This is a genomic window from Mycobacterium sp. 23 (assembly GCF_048287075.1).
GTDB classification, from domain to species: domain Bacteria; phylum Actinomycetota; class Actinomycetes; order Mycobacteriales; family Mycobacteriaceae; genus Mycobacterium; species Mycobacterium gordonae_B.
In genome coordinates this window covers 4,722,108-4,744,819 of record NZ_JBLVUX010000005.1, presented here as the reverse complement: position 1 = coordinate 4,744,819, position 22,712 = coordinate 4,722,108, and the positions used below count along the sequence as shown (strand labels likewise).

At 78.8% G+C, this 22,712-nt stretch carries 1 protein-coding gene; it reads left to right on the top strand.

Annotation, left to right across the window (positions count from 1 at the left end):
* The first annotated feature begins 255 nt into the window (after positions 1-255).
* Entirely contained in the window at positions 256-22,707 is a 22,452-nt protein-coding gene (locus ACNQS7_RS23175; RefSeq protein ID WP_418014377.1) for a PE family protein, read from the top strand.
* Positions 22,708-22,712: the final 5 nt, after the last annotated feature.

The window sequence follows — 22,712 nt, the reverse complement described above, 5'->3', positions numbered from 1 at the left end:
TCTTGAGCACCGTTGGGCAGGTCCCTGCGTCATCGACCGAGGATCAGAGCGGCTATCCGCTGAACGTCGCTGCAGGTCACAATACGAAAATCACGTTCCAGACCCGATACCGGGCGAATTTATCAAGATCACACTATAAGTACTGACATCACTCAAAACGGTGACATAGAGACTGTGAAACCATAAGATCCGCGCAAGCGATCCCGGCGTGGGGCGGAATTGTGAACTAGTCCCCTGCTACCTGGAGCCGCTTCAATGTCGTTCCTCTGGGTCTCCCCCGGCGCTGTGGCTGCCGCTGCCACGGATCTGTCGAGACTCGGATCGTCGGTTGCTGACTCCAACGCAGCCGCGGCAGTCCCGACAACGCAGGTCCTGGCTGCTGCCACCGACGAGGTATCGCTGCGCATCGCCGCGCTGTTCGGTGCGCACGGTCGCGAATATCAGGCCGTCAGCGCGTTCGTCGAGCAGCTGCAAGCTCAATTCACCCAGGCGCTGAGGGCCGGCGCGGGTTCGTACGTGTGGACCGAAGTTGAGAACGCCCAGCGCGCCGTCCTCGGCGTGATCAATGCGCCCACGATGACGCTGCTCGGCCGGCCGTTGATAGGTGACGGTGCCAATGCCACCACCCCGGGCGGTGCCGGCGGGGACGGCGGAATCCTGTTCGGCAACGGCGGCGCCGGCGCGGCAGGCGCTGTTGGACAGGCCGGCGGAGCGGGCGGATCGGCGGGCTTGTGGGGCAATGGTGGGCCGGGCGGTGCGGGGGGAGCGACCGCCAGCGGCGGGGCCGGCGGCAATGGCGGGTGGCTGCTCGGCGTCGGCGGCACCGGCGGGATGGGCGGGACCGGCGGGGGCACCGGCGGCGCGGGCGGCAACGGCGGACTGTGGTGGGGCGGCGGCGGCACCGGCGGCACCGGTGGGGTCGGCGGCGGCACCGGGGGTGCCGGTGGGCGTGGTGAATGGTTCTTCGGCGCGGCCGGTGACGGTGGTGCGGGTGGCTCCGCAGGAGGAGCCGGCGGAGCCGGCGGCGACGGTGCGTTGGTCTGGGGCGGCGGGGGCGCCGGCGGCAGCGGCGGGTATGGCGGCGGCACGGGCGGAGCCGGCGGACGTGCCGCGCTGCTGTTCGGATGCGGCGGCGCCGGCGGGGCCGGTGGTATCGGCACGACCGGCGTACTCGGCGGTGACGGCGGGGCCGGTGGGGCCGGTGGCACCGGTTGGTTGTTCAGTGGCGGCGGTGCCGGAGGGGCCGGCGGGGCGGGCGGCACCGGTATTGCCGGAACGGACGGCGGCGCACTGGGTGGGCTCGGCGGGAACGGTGGCGCCGGCGGCGCCGGCGGCGTCGGCGGTCACGGCGCGTTGTTGTTCGGTCCCGGTGGCCACGGTGGGGCGGGCGGTGCCGGTGGTGTCGGCGGGGTTGGCGGGCGCGGTGGTGATGGCGCTCTCGGCGGCATTGGCGGAACCGGCGGCACGGGTGGTACCGGCGGTCTCGCCGGAGCCGGTGGCGCCGGCGGTGCGGGTGGGTTCTTGAGCTTTGGCGGCGCAGCAGGCGGTGGAGGGGCGAACGGCACCGGCGGTGCGGGCGGAGCGGGTGGTGCGGGCGCCACCGGATTCGACGCCGCAGTTGGTTCCGGCGCTGTCGGGGGTTCCGGTTTCGCCGGTGGCGCGGGCGGGACCGGCGGCGCGGGCGGTGGTAGCGGCCCTTCACAGGGAGCGGGTGGCGCCGGTGGCCAGGGCGGAGTCGGCGGCGGGGGCGGCTCGGGCGGCTCGGGTTCGTCCGGTGGTGTCAATAGCGCCGGGGTGGCCGGTGGCCAGGGTGGAACCGGAGGGTCCGGCGGAGCCGCGGGACTCGGTGGAGCCGGGTCGGTCGCGGGGGCTGCGGGCCTTGCCGGCGACGGCGGCGCGGGCGGTAGGGGCGGATCCGGCGGATCCGGCGGCGCCGGGCTGGACGCCGTCGCGGCCGGCGCTCAGGGCGGTCAGGGTGCTGCCGGCGGGGCCGGAGGGCAGGGCGGTACGGGCGGTGCCGCGGGTACCGGTGTTGGCGGGCATCAGGGCGCTGGTGGGGTCGGTGGTCAGGGTGGCCGCGGCGGTGTCGGAGGGGCCGGGGCCGACGGTGCGGACGGCAGCGATCCTCTGGCGGCCGCTCAGGCCGGCGGTCAAGGCGGGACCGGAGGCACCGGCGGTGCCGCGGGCGCCGGTGGGACGGGATCCACCAGTGGAGCGACGGGTACCGCCGGGGACGGTGGGTCCGGAGGTGCGGGCGGCAACGGCGGCAAAGGTGCTGACAACGCCACTATCGCCGCGGCCGGCGCGCAGGGTGGCCAGGGGGGAGCCGGCGGCGCCGGCGGCACGGGAGGCACCGGTGGCGCCGCGGGTGCCGGGACGGGCGGACAACAAGGCGCGGGCGGGGCCGGGGGCGACGGCGGGGTCGGTGGCGTTGGCGGCCAGGGCGGTACCGGTGCGCAGGGCACCGATCCCCTGGTGGCGGCTCAGGCTGGCGGGCAAGGCGGAACCGGCGGCACCGGCGGAGCGGCGGGGGCGGGCGGTTCCGGTTCGGCGAAGGGCGCGTCGGGAAACGCGGGTGATGGCGGCGCCGGTGGGGTGGGTGGCACCGGCGGTACCGGCAGCGACAACAACACGATCGTCGCGGCCGGCGCCCAAGGAGGGCAGGGCGGCACCGGCGGTGCCGGCGGCCAGGGCGGCAGCGGAGGCGCTGCCGGGTCCGGGGGCGGCGGTCAGCAGGGCGTTGGGGGTAGAGGCGGGGTCGGCGGCGCCGGTGGAACCGGAGGCCTCGGTGGCACCGGAGCCACCGGCACCGACCCGCTGAGCGCCGCACAGGCGGGTGGGCAGGGCGGCACCGGCGGGACCGGCGGCGCGGCAGGGCTGGGCGGTACGGGATCGAGCACGGGTGCGAGCGGCACCGCAGGTAACGGCGGCTCCGGTGGTGTCGGCGGGACCGGCGGTGACGGCGCAGACAACCCGGCGGTCGCGGCGGTCGGTCAGCAGGGTGCTCAGGGTGGAACCGGCGGCGACGGCGGGCGTGGTGGTGTCGGCGGGGCGGCCGGTTCTGGTGGCGGCGGCCAGCAGGGCGCGGGCGGTAAGGGCGGCGTCGGTGGGGTCGGTGGCCGGGGCGGTGCCGGTGGGGTCGGCGTCGACAACAGCGCCAATCCCGGGGTTGCCGGCGGGACCGGCGGTGCTGGCGGCGTCGGTGGCACCGGTGGTGCGGCCGGTGTGGGCGGATCAGGGTCGAGCACCGGCGCGGCCGGCACTGCCGGGGATGGTGGGGTTGGCGGTCTCGGCGGTGGTGGCGGCAAGGGCGGTGCTGGAAGCACCGGGTTGGCCGGTGGCGGTGCTGGTGGCCAGGGTGCTGCTGGTGGTGACGGCGGGCACGGGGGTGCCGGCGGGGCGGCTGGGGCTGGTGGCGGCGGCCAGCAGGGCGCGGGCGGTAACGGCGGTGTCGGAGGGGTCGGTGGTGTCGGGGGCCTCGGCGGTACCGGTACCGACAACAGCGCCAACCCGGGCATGGCCGGCGGCGCCGGCGGCACGGGTGGCGTGGGCGGTATCGGTGGTGCCGCTGGTGTCGGCGGGTCCGGATCGAGCACCGGTGCCTCGGGCAGCGCTGGTGATGGCGGGACCGGCGGCACCGGCGGTACCGGGGGTAGGGGCGGTACCGGGAGCACCGGGCTGGCCGGCGGCGGCGCTGGTGGTCAGGGTGCCGCTGGCGGCCAGGGCGGCCAGGGCGGTGCCGGCGGCGCGGCTGGTTCCGGCGGTGGCGGGCAACAAGGCGCCGGCGGCCGGGGCGGAGGCGGCGGCGTTGGTGGCGTCGGCGGCGGGGGCGGTGTCGGTACCGATAACAGCGCGAACCCCGGCGTCGCGGGCGGTGCGGGCGGCATCGGTGGTGTCGGCGGCACCGGTGGCGCGGCCGGCGTCGGGGGCTTCGGCTCGACTGTCGGCGCGTCGGGCACCGCTGGTGATGGCGGGCTCGGCGGCGGCGGCGGTGTTGGCGGCAGGGGCGGCGTCGGGAGCACCGGGCTCGCCGGTGGCGGTGCTGGTGGTCAGGGTGCCGCTGGTGGCCAGGGCGGCCAGGGTGGCGCCGGCGGCGCGGCTGGTTCCGGCGGCGGCGGGTTGCAGGGCGCTGGGGGTCAGGGCGGTGTCGGTGGGGTCGGCGGGACCGGTGGCCATGGCGGAACCGGCATCGATAACAGCGCCAACCCGGGCGTGGCCGGTGGCGCGGGTGGCACCGGCGGCGTCGGCGGCGTCGGTGGTGCGGCCGGCCTTGGTGGCTCGGGGTCGAGCACCGGAGCGGCGGGCACGGCTGGTGACGGCGGCGTCGGCGGCGTCGGCGGGACCGGCGGTCGCGGTGGTGCCGGAACCACTGGGACCAGCGGCGGCGGTATTGGTGGCCAGGGCGCGACCGGTGGAGATGGCGGACAGGGTGGTGCCGGCGGCGCGGCCGGATCTGGGGGCGGCGGGCAGCAAGGAGCCGGCGGCCAGGGCGGCATCGGCGGGGTCGGCGGCGTCGGCGGCCACGGCGGTGTCGGCATCGACAACAGCACCAACCCCGGCGTCGCCGGTGGCGCGGGCGGCATCGGCGGCGTGGGCGGTACCGGTGGTGCGGCCGGCCTTGGCGGCTCGGGGTCGAGCACCGGAGCGTCCGGCGCGGCCGGTGATGGCGGGTTAGGTGGCGGCGGTGGGGCCGGGGGTCGCGGCGGCGCCGGCAGCCTTGGTGCCAGCGGCGGCGGTGTTGGTGGCCAAGGCGCAGCGGGTGGCGACGGCGGCCAGGGCGGTGCCGGCGGCGCGGCTGGTTCCGGTGGCGGTGGCCAGCAAGGAGCTGGCGGGCAAGGTGGTGTCGGCGGCGCCGGCGGAACCGGCGGCCACGGCGGTGTCGGTACTGACAACAGCGCCAACCCGGGCGTGGCCGGCGGTGCGGGTGGGGTTGGTGGTGTCGGCGGCACCGGCGGCGCGGCCGGTCTCGGCGGCTCCGGCTCGACTGTCGGCGCGTCGGGCACCGCTGGTGATGGCGGGGTCGGCGGCGGTGGCGGTGTTGGGGGTAGGGGCGGTGCCGGGAGCACCGGGCTGGCCGGTGGAGGTGCTGGTGGTCAGGGTGCCGCTGGTGGCCAGGGCGGCCAAGGTGGTGCCGGCGGCGCGGCCGGTTCCGGCGGCGGCGGGCAACAAGGCGCCGGCGGTCAGGGCGGTATCGGCGGGGTCGGCGGCGTCGGCGGTCATGGCGGTGCCGGTACCGACAACACCGCCAACCCCGGCGTCGCCGGCGGTGCGGGTGGCGTCGGTGGTGTCGGCGGCACCGGTGGCGCGGCCGGCCTCGGCGGCTCCGGATCAAGCACCGGCGCGAGCGGCACCGCCGGTGACGGTGGTCTCGGCGGTGGGGGCGGTACCGGCGGTCGAGGCGGTGCCGGAAGCCTCGGTATCAGCGGTGGCGGGACCGGGGGCCAAGGTGCCGCGGGCGGTGACGGCGGCCAAGGTGGTGCCGGCGGCGCCGCCGGATCCGGCGGCGGCGGGCAACAAGGCGCCGGCGGCCAGGGCGGCATCGGCGGAGTCGGCGGCCAGGGCGGCCACGGCGGTACCGGTACGGACAACAGCGCCAACCCCGGCGTCGCCGGTGGCGCGGGTGGCACCGGCGGTGTCGGCGGCACCGGTGGCGCGGCAGGCCTCGGCGGCTCCGGATCAAGCACCGGCGCGAGCGGCACCGCCGGTGACGGCGGGGTTGGTGGCATCGGCGGAGTTGGTGGTCAGGGCGGTGTCGGCAGCACCGGCACCACCGGTGGCGGCACCGGGGGCCAGGGCGCGGCCGGCGGCGACGGGGGCCAAGGTGGTGCGGGCGGCGCGGCCGGGGCCACCAACGGTGGCACTGCCGGAACCCAAGGAGCCGGCGGCCAGGGCGGCATCGGCGGGGTCGGCGGCGTCGGCGGTCATGGCGGTGCCGGTACCGACAACACCGCCAACCCCGGCGTGGCCGGCGGTGCGGGTGGCACCGGTGGTGTCGGCGGCACCGGTGGCGCGGCCGGCCTCGGCGGCTCCGGATCAAGCACCGGCGCGAAAGGCACCGCCGGTGACGGCGGGCTTGGCGGCACTGGCGGGGTTGGTGGCCAGGGCGGTGTCGGCAGCACCGGCACCACCGGTGGCGGCACCGGGGGCCAGGGCGCGGCCGGCGGCGACGGCGGCCAAGGCGGTGCCGGCGGCGCGGCTGGTTCCGGCGGCGGCGGACAGCAAGGAGCCGGCGGCCAGGGCGGCGCCGGCGGGGTCGGCGGAATCGGCGGCGGCGGTGGCGTCGGCACCGACAACAGCACCAACGCCGGTGTCGCGGGCGGTGCGGGTGGCGTCGGCGGTGTCGGCGGTACCGGTGGCGCGGCAGGCCTCGGCGGCTCGGGGTCGACCGCGGGAGCGTCCGGCGCGGCCGGTGATGGCGGGGTCGGTGGCGTCGGCGGGGCCGGCGGTCGCGGCGGTGCCGGAAGCCTCGGCACCACCGGCGGCGGCACAGGCGGCCAGGGCGCGACCGGTGGAGATGGCGGACAGGGTGGTGCCGGCGGCGCTGCCGGATCCGGCGGCGGCGGGCAACAAGGCGCCGGCGGCCAGGGCGGTATTGGCGGGGTCGGCGGCGTCGGCGGCGGCGGCGGTGCCGGTACCGATAACAGCACCAACCCCGGCGTGGCCGGTGGCGCGGGCGGCGCCGGCGGCGTGGGCGGTACCGGTGGTGCGGCCGGCCTCGGGGGCTCGGGGTCGACTGTCGGCGCGTCGGGCACCGCTGGTGACGGCGGGGTCGGCGGCGGTGGCGGTGTTGGGGGTAGGGGCGGTGCCGGGAGCACCGGGCTGGCCGGTGGCGGTGCTGGTGGTCAGGGTGCCGCTGGTGGCCAGGGCGGACAAGGTGGTGCTGGCGGCGCGGCTGGTTCCGGCGGCGGCGGGCAGCAAGGAGCCGGCGGTCAGGGCGGCATCGGCGGGGTCGGCGGCGTCGGCGGTCATGGCGGTGCCGGTACCGACAACACCGCCAACCCCGGCGTCGCCGGCGGCGCGGGTGGCGTCGGCGGGGTCGGCGGCACCGGTGGCGCAGCAGGCCTCGGCGGCTCCGGATCAAGCACCGGCGCGAGCGGCACCGCCGGAGACGGCGGCCAAGGCGGTATCGGCGGGACCGGCGGCCAGGGCGGACAAGGCAGCCTTGGTGCCAGCGGCGGCGGGACCGGCGGGCAGGGCGCGGCCGGCGGTGACGGCGGCATCGGCGGCGCCGGCGGCGCAGCTGGGTCAGGCGGAGGCGGGCAGCAAGGCGCCGGCGGTCAGGGCGGTATCGGCGGGGTCGGCGGTATCGGCGGCGCCGGCGGTGTCGGCACCGACAACAGCACCGACCCCGGTATCGCGGGCGGTGCGGGCGGTATCGGTGGTGTCGGCGGCACCGGTGGCGCGGCAGGCCTCGGCGGCTCCGGATCAAGCACCGGCGCGAGCGGCACCGCCGGTGACGGCGGCCAAGGCGGTATCGGCGGGACCGGCGGCAAAGGCGGACAAGGCAACACCGGCACCAGCGGCGGCGGGACCGGCGGGCAAGGTGCGGCCGGTGGAGACGGCGGCCAGGGTGGTGCTGGCGGCGCGGCCGGCGCCACCAACGGCGGCACCGCTGGTATCCAGGGCGCCGGCGGTCAGGGCGGCATCGGCGGAGTCGGCGGCCAAGGCGGCCACGGCGGCGTCGGCACCGACAACAGCGCCAACCCCGGCGTGGCGGGCGGTGCGGGCGGTATCGGTGGTGTCGGCGGCACCGGTGGCACGGCCGGCCTCGGAGGGGCCGGATCAAGCACCGGCGCGAGCGGCACCGCCGGTGACGGCGGGGTTGGTGGCATCGGCGGAGTTGGTGGCCAGGGCGGTGTCGGCAGCACCGGCACCACCGGTGGCGGCACCGGCGGGCAAGGTGCGGCCGGCGGTGACGGCGGCCAGGGCGGTGCGGGCGGCGCAGCCGGGGCCACCAACGGCGGCACTGCCGGAACCCAAGGCACCGGCGGCCAGGGCGGCATCGGCGGAATCGGCGGCGTCGGCGGCCACGGCGGTACAGGCACTGACAACAGCACCGACCCCGGCGTGGCGGGCGGTGCGGGCGGTATCGGTGGTGTCGGCGGCACCGGCGGCGCGGCCGGCCTCGGAGGGGCCGGATCAAGCACCGGCGCGAGCGGCACCGCCGGTGACGGCGGGGTTGGTGGCATCGGCGGAGTTGGTGGCCAGGGCGGTGTCGGCAGCACCGGCACCACCGGCGGCGGCACCGGCGGGCAAGGTGCGGCCGGCGGTGACGGCGGCCAGGGCGGTGCCGGCGGCGCAGCCGGGGCCACCAACGGCGGCACTGCTGGTATCCAGGGCGCGGGCGGCCAGGGCGGCATCGGCGGAGTCGGCGGAATCGGCGGCCACGGCGGTACAGGCACTGACAACAGCACCAACCCGGGCGTGGCGGGCGGCGCGGGCGGTATCGGTGGTGTCGGCGGCACCGGTGGCGCGGCCGGCCTCGGAGGGGCCGGATCAAGCACCGGCGCGAGCGGCACCGCCGGTGACGGCGGGGTTGGTGGCATCGGCGGAGTTGGTGGCCAGGGCGGTGTCGGCAGCACCGGCACCACCGGTGGCGGCACCGGCGGGCAAGGTGCGGCAGGTGGCGACGGCGGCCAGGGCGGTGCGGGCGGCGCATCCGGGGCCACCAACGGCGGCACTGCTGGTATCCAGGGCGCGGGCGGCCAGGGCGGCATCGGCGGAGTCGGCGGAATCGGCGGCCACGGCGGTACAGGCACTGACAACAGCACCAACCCCGGCGTGGCCGGCGGCGCGGGCGGCATCGGCGGTGTCGGCGGCACCGGCGGCGCGGCCGGCCTCGGCGGCTCCGGATCAACCACCGGCGCGAGCGGCACCGCCGGTGACGGCGGGGTTGGTGGCATCGGCGGAGTTGGTGGCCAGGGCGGTGTCGGCAGCACCGCCACCACCGGTGGCGGCACCGGCGGGCAAGGTGCGGCCGGCGGTGACGGCGGCCAGGGCGGTGCCGGCGGCGCAGCCGGGGCCACCAACGGCGGCACCGCCGGCACCCAGGGCGCCGGGGGTCAGGGTGGTATCGGCGGGGTCGGCGGAACCGGCGGCGCCGGTGGTGTCGGCACCGATAACAGCGCGAACCCCGGTATCGCGGGCGGTGCGGGCGGTATCGGTGGTGTCGGGGGCACCGGTGGCGCGGCAGGCCTCGGCGGCTCCGGATCGAGCACCGGCGCCTCCGGCACGGCCGGTGACGGCGGCCAAGGCGGTATCGGCGGGACCGGCGGCCAGGGCGGACAAGGCAGCCTTGGTGCCAGCGGCGGCGGCACCGGCGGGCAAGGTGCGGCCGGTGGAGACGGCGGCCAGGGCGGTGCCGGCGGCGCAGCCGGGGCCACCAACGGCGGCACCGCCGGCACCCAGGGCGCCGGGGGTCAGGGCGGCATCGGCGGAATCGGCGGCCAAGGCGGCGCGGGTGGCGTCGGCACCGACAACAGCACCAACCCCGGCGTCGCGGGCGGTGCGGGCGGCGTCGGTGGTATCGGTGGCACGGGTGGCGGGGCCGGACTTGGTGGTTCCGGTTCGAGCACCGGCGCGGTGGGCATGGCTGGTGATGGCGGGGTTGGTGGCGTCGGCGGGGCCGGCGGTAGGGGCGGTGCCGGGAGCACCGGGCTCGCCGGCGGCGGCGCTGGTGGTCAAGGCGCGGCCGGTGGCGACGGCGGCCAGGGCGGTGCCGGAGGCGCGGCCGGATCTGGGGGCGGCGGGCAGCAAGGAGCCGGCGGCCAGGGCGGCATCGGCGGAGTCGGCGGCCAAGGCGGCCAAGGCGGCGTCGGCACCGACAACAGCACCAACCCCGGCGTGGTCGGCGGCGCGGGTGGCATCGGTGGTGTCGGCGGCACCGGCGGCGCGGCCGGCCTCGGCGGCTCCGGATCAACCACCGGCGCGAGCGGCACGGCCGGTGACGGCGGCCAAGGCGGTATCGGCGGGACCGGCGGCCAAGGCGGACAAGGCAACACCGGCACCAGCGGAGGCGGGTCCGGCGGCCAAGGTGCGGCCGGCGGCGACGGCGGCCAGGGCGGTGCAGGCGGCGCAGCTGGCGCCACCAACGGCGGCACCGCCGGTATCCAGGGCGCGGGCGGCCAGGGCGGCATCGGCGGAGTCGGCGGCCAAGGCGGCCACGGCGGCGTCGGCACCGACAACAGCACCAACCCCGGTATCGCGGGCGGTGCGGGCGGTATCGGTGGTGTCGGGGGCACCGGCGGCGCGGCCGGCCTCGGAGGGGCCGGATCAACAACGGGAGCCTCCGGCACTGCTGGTGACGGCGGAACCGGCGGCGTCGGCGGGACCGGCGGCCAGGGCGGACAAGGCAGCACCGGCACCACCAGTGGCGGCACCGGCGGGCAAGGTGCGGCTGGCGGTGACGGCGGCCAGGGTGGTGCCGGCGGCGCATCCGGAGCCACCAACGGCGGCACCGCCGGCACCCAGGGCATCGGCGGCCAGGGCGGCATCGGCGGAGTCGGCGGCCAAGGCGGCCACGGCGGAACCGGCACCGATAACAGCGCCAACCCCGGTATCGCGGGCGGTGCGGGCGGTATCGGTGGGGTCGGCGGCACCGGTGGCGCAGCAGGCCTCGGCGGCTCCGGATCAAGCACCGGCGCGAGCGGCACCGCCGGAGACGGCGGCCAAGGCGGTATCGGCGGGACCGGCGGCAAAGGCGGACAAGGCAACACCGGCACCACAGGCGGCGGGACCGGCGGGCAAGGTGCGGCCGGTGGAGACGGCGGCCAGGGTGGTGCTGGCGGCGCGGCCGGCGCCACCAACGGCGGCACCGCCGGCGCCCAAGGAGCCGGCGGACAGGGTGGTATCGGCGGAGTCGGCGGAACCGGCGGCGCCGGCGGTGTCGGCACCGATAACGGCGCCAACCCCGGTATCGCGGGCGGTGCGGGTGGCGTCGGCGGTGTCGGCGGCACCGGTGGCGCGGCAGGCCTCGGCGGCTCCGGATCAACCACCGGCGCGAGCGGCACCGCCGGAGACGGCGGCCAAGGCGGTATCGGCGGGACCGGCGGCAAAGGCGGACAAGGCAACACCGGCACCACAGGCGGCGGGACCGGCCGGCAAGGCGCCGCCGGCGGCGACGGCGGCCAGGGCGGCGCCGGCGGTGCAGCTGGAGCCACCAACGGCGGCACCGCCGGCACCCAAGGAGCCGGCGGACAGGGTGGTATCGGCGGAGTCGGCGGCCAAGGCGGCGCGGGTGGCGTCGGCACCGACAACAGCACCAACCCCGGCGTCGCGGGCGGTGCGGGCGGTATCGGTGGCGTCGGCGGCACCGGTGGCGCGGCCGGCCTCGGCGGGGCCGGATCGAGCACCGGCGCGAGCGGCACCGCCGGAGACGGCGGCCAGGGTGGCGGCGGCGGGACCGGCGGCCAAGGCGGTACAGGCAGCACCGGCACCACGGGTGGCGGGACCGGCGGGCAAGGTGCGGCTGGCGGTGACGGCGGCCAAGGCGGTGCTGGCGGCGCATCCGGGGCCACCAACGGCGGCACCGCCGGCACCCAGGGCGCGGGCGGCCAGGGCGGTATCGGCGGGGTCGGCGGTATCGGCGGCGGCGGTGGTGTCGGTACGGACAGCAGCGCCAACCCGGGCGTGGCCGGTGGCGTGGGTGGCATCGGTGGTGTCGGCGGCACCGGTGGCGCGGCAGGTCTCGGAGGGGCCGGTTCGAGCACCGGCGCCTCCGGCACGGCCGGTGACGGCGGCCAAGGCGGTATCGGCGGGACCGGCGGCCAGGGCGGACAAGGCAGCCTAGGTGCCAGCGGCGGCGGGACCGGCGGGCAAGGCGCGGCTGGCGGTGACGGCGGCCAGGGTGGTGCCGGCGGCGCAGCCGGGGCCACCAACGGCGGCACCGCCGGCACCCAGGGCGCGGGCGGTCAGGGCGGCATCGGCGGGGTCGGCGGAATCGGCGGCCACGGCGGTGCGGGTACGGACAGCAGCGCCAACCCGGGCGTGGCCGGCGGTGCGGGCGGTATCGGTGGTGTCGGCGGCACCGGTGGCGCGGCCGGCCTCGGCGGCTCCGGTTCGAGCACCGGCGCCTCCGGCACGGCCGGTGACGGCGGCCAAGGCGGTATCGGCGGGACCGGCGGCCAGGGCGGACAAGGCAGCCTAGGTGCCAGCGGCGGCGGGACCGGCGGGCAAGGCGCCGCCGGCGGCGACGGCGGCCAAGGAGGCGCCGGCGGCGCGGCCGGCGCCACCAAGGGGGGCACCGCGGGTATCCAGGGTGCCGGTGGTCAAGGTGGCGTCGGCGGGGTCGGCGGCGAGGGCGGCACCGGCGGAACCGGCACCGACAACAGCGCCAACCCCGGCATTGCCGGCGGAGCGGGCGGAACCGGCGGTATCGGCGGCACCGGCGGCGCAGCCGGCAAGGGCGGCACCGGGTCCACTACCGGTGCGGCCGGCACAGCCGGCAGCGGCGGCGCGGGTGGCACCGGCGGCATAGGCGGCAAGGGCGGCACCGGCACCACCGGCACGACCGGGGGCGGCCCCGGCGGCCAAGGCGCGCTCGGCGGCGACGGCGGCCAGGGCGGGGCCGGGGGCGCCGCGGGGGCCACCAACGGCGGCACCGCCGGAATCCAGGGCGCCGGCGGCCAGGGCGGCTTCGGCGGCACCGGCGGTAAAGGCGGCACCGGCGGCATCGGCACCGACAACAGCGCCAACCCCGGCGTCGCCGGGGGTACCGGTGGAACCGGCGGCATAGGCGGTGCCGGCGGCGCAGCCGGCAAGGGTGGCACCGGCTCCTCCACGGGCGCGGCCGGCACATCCGGGAGCGGCGGCACCGGCGGCACCGGCGGCACCGGCGGGAAGGGCGGACAAGGCAGCACCGGCACGACCGGAGGCGGGACCGGCGGCCAAGGCGCCCTCGGCGGCGACGGCGGCCAGGGCGGGGCCGGCGGCGCAGCCGGAGCCACCAACGGCGGCACCGCCGGACTCCAAGGGGCTGGCGGCCAGGGCGGCTTCGGCGGCACCGGCGGTAAAGGCGGCACCGGCGGCATCGGCGTCGACAACAGCGCCAACCCTGGCGTCGCAGGTGGTGCGGGTGGCATCGGTGGTGTCGGCGGCACCGGTGGCGCGGCCGGCCTCGGCGGCTCCGGATCAACCACCGGCGCGAGCGGCACCGCCGGAGACGGCGGCCAAGGCGGTGCTGGTGGGACCGGCGGCCAAGGCGGTAAAGGCAGCACCGGCACCACAGGTGGCGGCACCGGCGGACAAGGCGCGGCCGGCGGTGACGGCGGCCAAGGTGGCACCGGCGGCGCGGCCGGCGCCACCAACGGCGGCACCGCCGGCACCCAGGGCATCGGCGGCCAGGGCGGCATCGGCGGAGTCGGCGGCCAAGGCGGCCACGGCGGAACCGGCACCGACAACAGCACCAACCCCGGCATCGCCGGCGGGGCCGGCGGAACCGGCGGTATCGGCGGCACCGGCGGCGCAGCCGGCAAGGGCGGCACCGGCTCCACCACGGGTGCGGCCGGCACAGCCGGTAACGGCGGCACCGGCGGTCTGGGAGGCACCGGCGGCAACGGCGGACAAGGCAGCACCGGCACCACAGGCGGCGGCACCGGCGGACAAGGCGCCGCCGGCGGCGACGGCGGCCACGGCGGAATCGGCGGCGCGGCCGGCGCCACCAACGGCGGCACCGCCGGCACCCAGGGAGCCGGCGGCCAAGGCGGCACCGGCGGCCAAGGCGGCCAAGGCGGCCACGGCGGAACCGGCACCGACAACAGCACCAACCCCGGCATCGCGGGCGGCGACGGCGGAACCGGCGGCATCGGCGGCACCGGCGGCGCAGCCGGCAAGGGCGGCACCGGATCAACCACCGGCACCTCCGGCACAGCCGGAGACGGCGGCACCGGCGGCAGCGGCGGCATAGGCGGCAACGGCGGACAAGGCAGCACCGGCACCACAGGTGGCGGCACCGGCGGCCAAGGCGCGGCCGGTGGCGACGGCGGCCAAGGTGGTGCCGGCGGCGCAGCCGGAGCCACCAACGGCGGCACCGCCGGCACCCAGGGCATCGGCGGCCAGGGCGGCATCGGCGGAATCGGCGGCCAAGGCGGCCACGGCGGTACAGGCACCGACAACAGCGCCAACCCGGGCGTGGCCGGCGGCGCAGGGGGCATCGGCGGTGTCGGCGGCACCGGCGGTGGGGCTGGCCTCGGCGGCTCCGGATCAAGCACCGGCGCGAGCGGCACCGCCGGAGACGGCGGCACCGGCGGTATCGGCGGGACCGGCGGCCAAGGCGGACAAGGCAACACTGGTACCACCGGTGGTGGCACGGGCGGCCAAGGCGCCCTCGGCGGCGACGGCGGCCAAGGCGGTGCCGGCGGCGCAGCCGGATCCGGCGGAGGCGGGCAGCAAGGAGCTGGCGGCCAAGGCGGCACCGGCGGCCAAGGCGGCCAAGGCGGCCACGGCGGAACCGGCACCGACAACAGCACCAACCCCGGCATCAAGGGTGGCGACGGCGGAACCGGCGGTATCGGCGGCACCGGGGGCGCAGCCGGCAAGGGCGGCACCGGATCCACCACGGGTGCGGCCGGCACAGCCGGTGACGGCGGAACCGGCGGCAGCGGCGGCACCGGCGGCAACGGCGGACAAGGCAGCACCGGCACCACAGGCGGCGGCACCGGCGGCCAAGGCGCCGCCGGCGGCGACGGCGGCCAAGGAGGCGCCGGCGGCGCGGCCGGCGCCACCAAGGGGGGCACCGCGGGTATCCAGGGTGCCGGTGGTCAAGGTGGCGTCGGCGGGGTCGGCGGCGAGGGCGGCACCGGCGGAACCGGCACCGACAACAGCGCCAACCCCGGCATTGCCGGCGGAGCGGGCGGAACCGGCGGTATCGGCGGCACCGGCGGCGCAGCCGGCAAGGGCGGCACCGGGTCCACTACCGGTGCGGCCGGCACAGCCGGCAGCGGCGGCGCGGGTGGCACCGGCGGCATAGGCGGCAAGGGCGGCACCGGCACCACCGGCACGACCGGGGGCGGCACCGGCGGCCAAGGCGCGCTCGGCGGCGACGGCGGCCAAGGCGGGGCCGGGGGCGCCGCGGGGGCCACCAACGGCGGCACCGCCGGAATCCAGGGCGCCGGCGGCCAGGGCGGCTTCGGCGGCACCGGCGGTAAAGGCGGCACCGGCGGCATCGGCACCGACAACAGCGCCAACCCCGGCGTCGCCGGGGGTACCGGTGGAACCGGTGGCATAGGCGGTGCCGGCGGCGCAGCCGGCAAGGGTGGCACCGGCTCCTCCACGGGCGCGGCCGGCACATCCGGGAGCGGCGGCACCGGCGGCACCGGCGGCACCGGCGGGAAGGGCGGACAAGGCAGCACCGGCACGACCGGAGGCGGGACCGGTGGCCAAGGCGCCCTCGGCGGCGACGGCGGCCAGGGCGGGGCCGGCGGCGCAGCCGGAGCCACCAACGGCGGCACCGCCGGACTCCAAGGGGCTGGCGGCCAGGGCGGCTTCGGCGGCACCGGCGGTAAAGGCGGCACCGGCGGCATCGGCGTCGACAACAGCGCCAACCCTGGCGTCGCAGGTGGTGCGGGTGGCATCGGTGGTGTCGGCGGCACCGGTGGCGCGGCCGGCCTCGGAGGGGCCGGATCAACCACCGGCGCGAGCGGCACCGCCGGAGACGGCGGCCAAGGCGGTGCTGGTGGGACCGGCGGCCAAGGCGGTAAAGGCAGCACCGGCGCCACAGGTGGCGGCACCGGCGGGCAAGGCGCGGCCGGCGGTGACGGCGGCCAAGGTGGCACCGGCGGCGCGGCCGGGGCCACCAACGGCGGCACCGCCGGCACCCAGGGCATCGGCGGCCAGGGCGGCATCGGCGGAGTCGGCGGCCAAGGCGGCCACGGCGGAACCGGCACCGACAACAGCACCAACCCCGGCATCGCCGGCGGTGCCGGCGGAACCGGCGGTATCGGCGGCACCGGCGGCGCAGCCGGCAAGGGCGGCACCGGATCCACCACGGGTGCGGCCGGCACAGCCGGTGACGGCGGAACCGGCGGCAGCGGCGGCACCGGCGGCAACGGCGGACAAGGCAGCACCGGCACCACAGGCGGCGGCACCGGCGGCCAAGGCGCCGCCGGCGGCGACGGCGGCCAAGGCGGAATCGGCGGCGCGGCCGGCGCCACCAACGGCGGCACCGCCGGCACCCAGGGAGCCGGCGGCCAAGGCGGCACCGGCGGCCAAGGCGGCCAAGGCGGCACCGGCGGAACCGGCACCGACAACAGCACCAACCCCGGCATCGCGGGCGGCGACGGCGGAACCGGCGGTATCGGCGGCACCGGCGGCGCAGCCGGCAAGGGCGGCACCGGCTCCACCACCGGTACTGCCGGCACAGCCGGTGACGGCGGCACCGGCGGCAGCGGCGGCATCGGCGGCAACGGCGGACAAGGCAGCACCGGTACCGCAGGTGGCGGCACCGGTGGCACCGGCGCGGCCGGTGGCGACGGTGGCAACGGCGGCGCCGGCGGTGCAGCCGGAGCCACCAACGGCGGCACCGCCGCAAACCAAGGAGCCGGCGGCAAGGGCGGTACCGGCGGAGTCGGCGGCCAAGGTGGCCAAGGCGGATTTGGCACCGATAACAGCACAAAGTCGGGTGTCGCTGGTGGATCTGGTGGCCTGGGTGGCGTCGGCGGCACGGGCGGCGCTGCGGGGAAGGGCGGAACCGGCTCGACCACGGGTGCGGCCGGCACAGCGGGCAGCGGCGGCGTGGGTGGCATCGGCGGAACCGGCGGGCAAGGCGGGCAAGGCAGCATCGGCGCGATCGGCGGCGGCATCGGCGGCACCGGCGCGGCCGGCGGCGACGGCGGCCAAGGCGGCACCGGCGGCGCGGCCGGCGCCACCAACGGCGGCACCGCCGGAAACCAAGGCATTGGCGGCCAGGGTGGCGTCGGCGGCAAGGGCGGCCAGGGCGGTACCGGCGGTATCGGCACCGACAACAGCACCAACCCCGGCATCGCAGGCGGAGCGGGCGGCTCCGGTGGCACCGGAGGCACCGGCGGTGGGGCCGGCCTTGGTGGCAGTGGCTCGACCGGCGGTGCGTCCGGCACGGCCGGTGACGGCGGCATCGGAGGCACCGGCGGCACCGGCGGACAGGGCGGGCAAGGCAGCATCGGCGCGATCGGCGGCGGCATCGGCGGCACCGGCGCGGCCGGCGGCGACGGCGGCCAAGGCGGCACCGGCGGCGCGGCCGGCGCCACCAACGGCGGCACCGCCGGAAACCAAGGCATCGGGGGCCAGGGTGGCTTCGGCGGCAAGGGCGGCCAGGGCGGCCAAGGCGGCATTGGCACCGACAACAGCACCAACCCCGGCATCGCCGGCGGAGCAGGTGGCACGGGTGGCGGCGGCGGCACCGGCGGCGCAGCCGGCCTCGGCGGTAGCGGTTCCATCACCGGCGCGGCCGGCAGTGCCGGTAACGGCGGCACCGGGGGCACCGGCGGCACCGGCGGACAGGGCGGACAGGGCAGCACGGGTGCGATCGGCGGCGGCACCGGCGGCACCGGCGCCGGCGGCGGGGACGGCGGCCAGGGCGGCACCGGCGGCGCGGCTGGGAAAGCTAACGGCGGGTTCAATGGCGCCCAGGGCGCCGGCGGCCAGGGTGGCTTCGGCGGCAAGGGCGGCCAGGGCGGCCAGGGGGGCATCGGCACCGACAACAGCGCCAACCCCGGCATCGCCGGCGGAGCGGGCGGCACCGGTGGCAGCGGCGGCACCGGCGGCGCAGCCGGCCTCGGTGGCACCGGTTCCACCACCGGCGCGGCCGGCACAGCCGGTAACGGCGGCACCGGGGGCACCGGCGGCACCGGCGGACAGGGCGGACAGGGCAGCACGGGTGCGATCGGCGGCGGCATCGGCGGCCAAGGTGCCGCCGGCGGGGACGGCGGCCAGGGCGGCACCGGCGGCGCGGCTGGGAAAGCTAACGGCGGGTTCAACGGCGCCCAGGGCGCCGGCGGCCAAGGCGGCTTCGGCGGCACCGGCGGTAAAGGCGGCACCGGCGGCATCGGCACCGACAACAGCGCCAACCCCGGCATCGCCGGCGGAGCGGGCGGCACCGGTGGCAACGGTGGCACCGGCGGCGCAGCCGGCCTCGGTGGCACCGGTTCCACCACCGGCGCGACCGGCACAGCCGGTAACGGCGGCACCGGGGGCACCGGCGGCACCGGCGGACAGGGCGGACAGGGCAGCACGGGTGCGATCGGCGGCGGCATCGGCGGCACCGGCGCCGACGGCGGGGACGCCGGCCAGGGCGGCACCGGCGGAGCCGCCGGCAAGGCCAACGGCGGCTTCAACGGCGCCCAGGGCGCCGGCGGCCAAGGCGGCTTCGGCGGCACCGGCGGTAAAGGCGGCACCGGCGGCATCGGCACCGACAACAGCGCCAACCCCGGCATCGCCGGCGGAGCGGGCGGCACCGGTGGCACCGGCGGAACCGGCGGCGCAGCCGGCCTCGGCGGCACCGGTTCCACCACCGGCGCGGCCGGCACAGCCGGAAACGGCGGCACCGGCGGCACCGGCGGCACCGGCGGACAGGGCGGACAAGGCAGCACCGGCACCACAGGCGGCGGCACCGGCGGCCAAGGTGCCGCCGGCGGGGACGCCGGCCAAGGCGGCACCGGCGGCGCTGCCGGCAAGGCCAACGGCGGCTTCAACGGCGCCCAGGGCGCCGGCGGCCAAGGCGGCTTCGGCGGCAAGGGCGGCCAGGGCGGCCAAGGCGGTACCGGCACCGACAACAGCGCCAACCCCGGCATCGCAGGCGGGGCCGGCGGCACCGGTGGCACCGGCGGAACCGGCGGCGCAGCCGGCCTCGGCGGCACCGGTTCCACCACCGGCGCGGCCGGCAGTGCCGGAAACGGCGGCACCGGCGGCACCGGCGGCACCGGCGGACAGGGCGGACAAGGCAGCACCGGCACCACAGGCGGCGGCACCGGCGGCCAAGGTGCCGCCGGCGGGGACGCCGGCCAAGGCGGCACCGGCGGAGCCGCCGGCAAGGCCAACGGCGGCTTCAACGGCGCCCAGGGCGCCGGCGGCCAAGGCGGCTTCGGCGGCACCGGCGGTAAAGGCGGCACCGGCGGCATCGGCACCGACAACAGCGCCAACCCCGGCATCGCCGGCGGAGCGGGCGGCACCGGTGGCACCGGCGGAACCGGCGGCGCAGCCGGCCTCGGCGGCACCGGTTCCACCACTGGCGCGGCCGGCACAGCCGGAAACGGCGGCACCGGCGGCACCGGCGGCACCGGCGGACAGGGCGGACAAGGCAGCACCGGCACCACAGGCGGCGGCACCGGCGGCCAAGGTGCCGCCGGCGGGGACGCCGGCCAAGGCGGCACCGGCGGCGCTGCCGGCAAGGCCAACGGCGGCTTCAACGGCGCCCAGGGCGCCGGCGGCCAAGGCGGCTTCGGCGGCACCGGCGGTAAGGGCGGCACCGGCGGCAACGGCACCGCCAGCAGCAACCCCACCGTCGCCGCCCAAGCCGGGGGCCAAGGCGGCACCGGAGGCACCGGCGGCGCCGCCGGCAAGGGCGGCAACGGCTCCTCCACCGGAACGGCCGGCACCGCCGGCAACGGCGGCACCGGCGGACTGGGCGGCAACGGCGGCAAGGGCGCGGACAACGCCACCGTCGCAACCGCTGGTCAGCAGGGCGCTCAAGGCGGCACCGGCGGACAAGGCGGCCAGGGCGGGACTGGTGGCACCGCAGGTGCCACCAACGGCGGCACCGCCGGAACCCAGGGCGCCGGCGGACAAGGCGGCACCGGCGGCACCGGCGGTAAAGGCGGCACCGGCGGCAACGGCACCGACAGCAGCAACCCGACCACCGCCGCCCAAGCCGGCGGCCAAGGCGGCACCGGAGGCACCGGCGGCGCCGCCGGCCTTGGTGGCACCGGCTCCACCACCGGAACGGCCGGCACCGCCGGCAACGGAGGCACCGGCGGACTGGGCGGCAACGGCGGCAAGGGCGCGGACAACGCCACCGTCGCAACTACCGGACAACAAGGTGCCCAAGGCGGCACCGGCGGAGCCGGCGGCCAGGGCGGCACGGGTGGCGCGGCTGGAGCCACGAACGGCGGCACTGCAGGCATCCAGGGCGCCGGCGGCCAAGGCGGTATCGGCGGAACGGGCGGCAAGGGTGGCACCGGTGGCAACGGCACGGACAACAGCGCCAACCTCGCCGTCGCCGGCGGCACGGGTGGTCAGGGCGGTACCGGCGGCACCGGTGGCGATGCAGGCAAGGCCGGCATCGGCTCCACCTCCGGCGCCGCGGGAACCGCGGGCAACGGCGGCGTAGGCGGCCTGGGCGGTAACGGCGGGAACGCGGGCAACGGCACCGCGGGTAGCAGCGGGGGCGGCATAGGCGGTACGGGTGCAGTCGGAGGGCAGGGCGGCCAGGGCGGCACCGGCGGCACGGCCGGAGCCCCCAACGGCGGCACCGCTGGCAACCAAGGCGCCGGTGGTCAGGGCGGCAATGGCGGCACCGGCGGCACGGGCGGCACCGGCGGCCAAGGCGCCACCGACACCGGCAGCGGCGCAGGCACCGGCGGTACTGGCGGCCAAGGCGGCAAAGGCGGCGCGGCCGGCGCCGCAGGAACCGGCTCGACCCCCGGTGTCCAGGGCAACGGCGGCAACGGCGGTAAGGGCGGCGACGGCGGTCAGGGCGGCACCGGCAAGGCAGGCGCCAACGCCGCTAGTGCCGGCAATGGCACCATCGGCGGCACTGGCGGCACCGGCGGCCAAGGCGGGAACGCCGGGACCGGCCTCACCAACGGCGTCAATGGCAGCGGCGGCAACGGCGGTGCAGGCGGCACCGGCGGGCAAGGCGGTACGAGTACGACGGCCGGCGGCAACGGAGGCAGTGGCGCTCAGGGCGGCACCGGCGGCACGGCCGGGATCGCGGGCACTGGCGGCACGGGCGGCACAGCGGGCAACGCAGGCAACGGCGGTACCGGCGGAAACGGCGGTGCCGGCACAGCGGGCACGTCCGGCACCGCGGGCAGCGGAGCTGCTGGAACCAACGGCGGCCAGGGTGGCACCGGCGGCCAGGGCGGCAGCGGCGGCAACCCGATCGGCACCGGCGGGGCGGGCGTCGGCGGCAACGGCGGTCAGGGCGGGGCCGGCGGCGCAGGCGGCAACGGCGGTAGCGGCTCCGCCGTTCTGGCCGGCGGCAATGCCGGCAACGGCGGCGCGGGCGGAACCGGCGGCGCCTCAGGCGGCGGTGGAACGGGCGCGAACCGGGGCACCGGCGGCACCGGTGGCGCCGGCGGGTCAGGCGGTACCGGTGGCGACGGCGGAATTGTGACTGCCTCAGGTGCAGCTGGCAAAGCGGGTGGAAATGGTGGAGCGGGCGGCGCCGGTGGACAGGGCGGGGCCGGGCTGACCAGCACCGGCATCAACGGCAGCGGCGGTGTCGGGGGCAACGGCGGTGGCGGCGGAGCTGGCAGCAGTGGCGTCAGCAACGCCGGCACCGGCGCTGGCGGCGCGGGCGCCAACGGTGGAACCGGCGGTAACGGCGGTGCCGGCGGCAATGTCGGGGGTGGAGGTACCGGCGGCGACGGTGGTCAGGGCGGCAGCGGTGGAACCGGTGGTACCGCCGGTAACGGGGGTAACGGAGGCAACGCTCCCGCAGTCTCAGGGACCAACAACGGCGCCACCGGTGGCACCGGTGGCGGTGGTGGCCAAGGCGGAAACGGCGGCAACGCCGGCAACGGCGGCAACGGCAGCGCGACTGGTAAGGGCGGAAATGCCGGTATGGCCGGTAATGCCGGCATCAACGGCAACGGCGGCAACGGCGGCAACGGCGGCAACGCGACCGGGTCGGGCAACGGCGGCAAGGGCGGCACCGGCGGCAACGGGGGCAACAGCGGGGCCACAGACCAGGTCGGCGGCAATGGCGGCACCGGCGGCTCAGGTGGAACCCCAGGCACCGCCAGCGCAGGTGGAGCCGGCTCCGTCGGCGGCCAGGGCGGCAGGGGCGGGGCCGGCGGCAGCGCTGTCACCGGTACCGGTGGCGCCGGAGGCACCGGTGGAATCGGTGGCGACGGCGGCAACGGTGGCACCGGCGGCACCGGGGGCACCAGCCTTTCAGCGACACCCGGCACCAACGGCGGACGAGGTGGGGCCGGTGCCAACGCCGGGGCCGGTGGACAAGGTGGCGACGGCGGCGCCTCCAGCAAGGGCATCGGTGGCGCCGGCGGCATCGGCGGCGCGGGGGGCAGCAATCTCGGGGGGGCAAACGGCGGTAACGGCGGCACCGGCGGCGGTAGCGGCTTCGCCGGCGGCACAGCCGGCAACGGCGGTGACGGCGGGTTGAACGGGGTCGGCGGCACGGGCGGCAATGGGGGCACCGGCGGCAAGGGCGCCACTCAGGCGGGCGCCGGCGGCGCAGGTGGTGCCGGCGGTCAAACCGGCGGCGGCAGCGGCTCAGCCAGCTCCACGATCGGCAACGGTGGTGCCGGCGGCACCGCGCCCGTGGGTGGCACCGGCGGCACCGGCGGCAAGGGCAGCACGGGCGGGGCCGGTGGCACCGGTGGCACCGGTGGCGCCAGCGGCAGCGGTAACACCGGCAAGTCCGGTACCGGAGGCGCTGCCGGCGCTGTGGGCGGTACCGGCGCGGCACCGAGCGGCAACAATGGCGGCAAGGGCGGCAGCGGGGGCCTGGCCGGTCTCAGCGGTGGCACCGGCGGCGCCGGCGGCGCCCCCTAGAGGTC

Bases quoted from the DNA above. Each gene is read 5' to 3' on its own strand.
- ACNQS7_RS23175 (WP_418014377.1), top strand. From the start codon at position 256: ATGTCGTTCCTCTGGGTCTCCCCCGGCGCTGTGGCTGCCGCTGCCACG.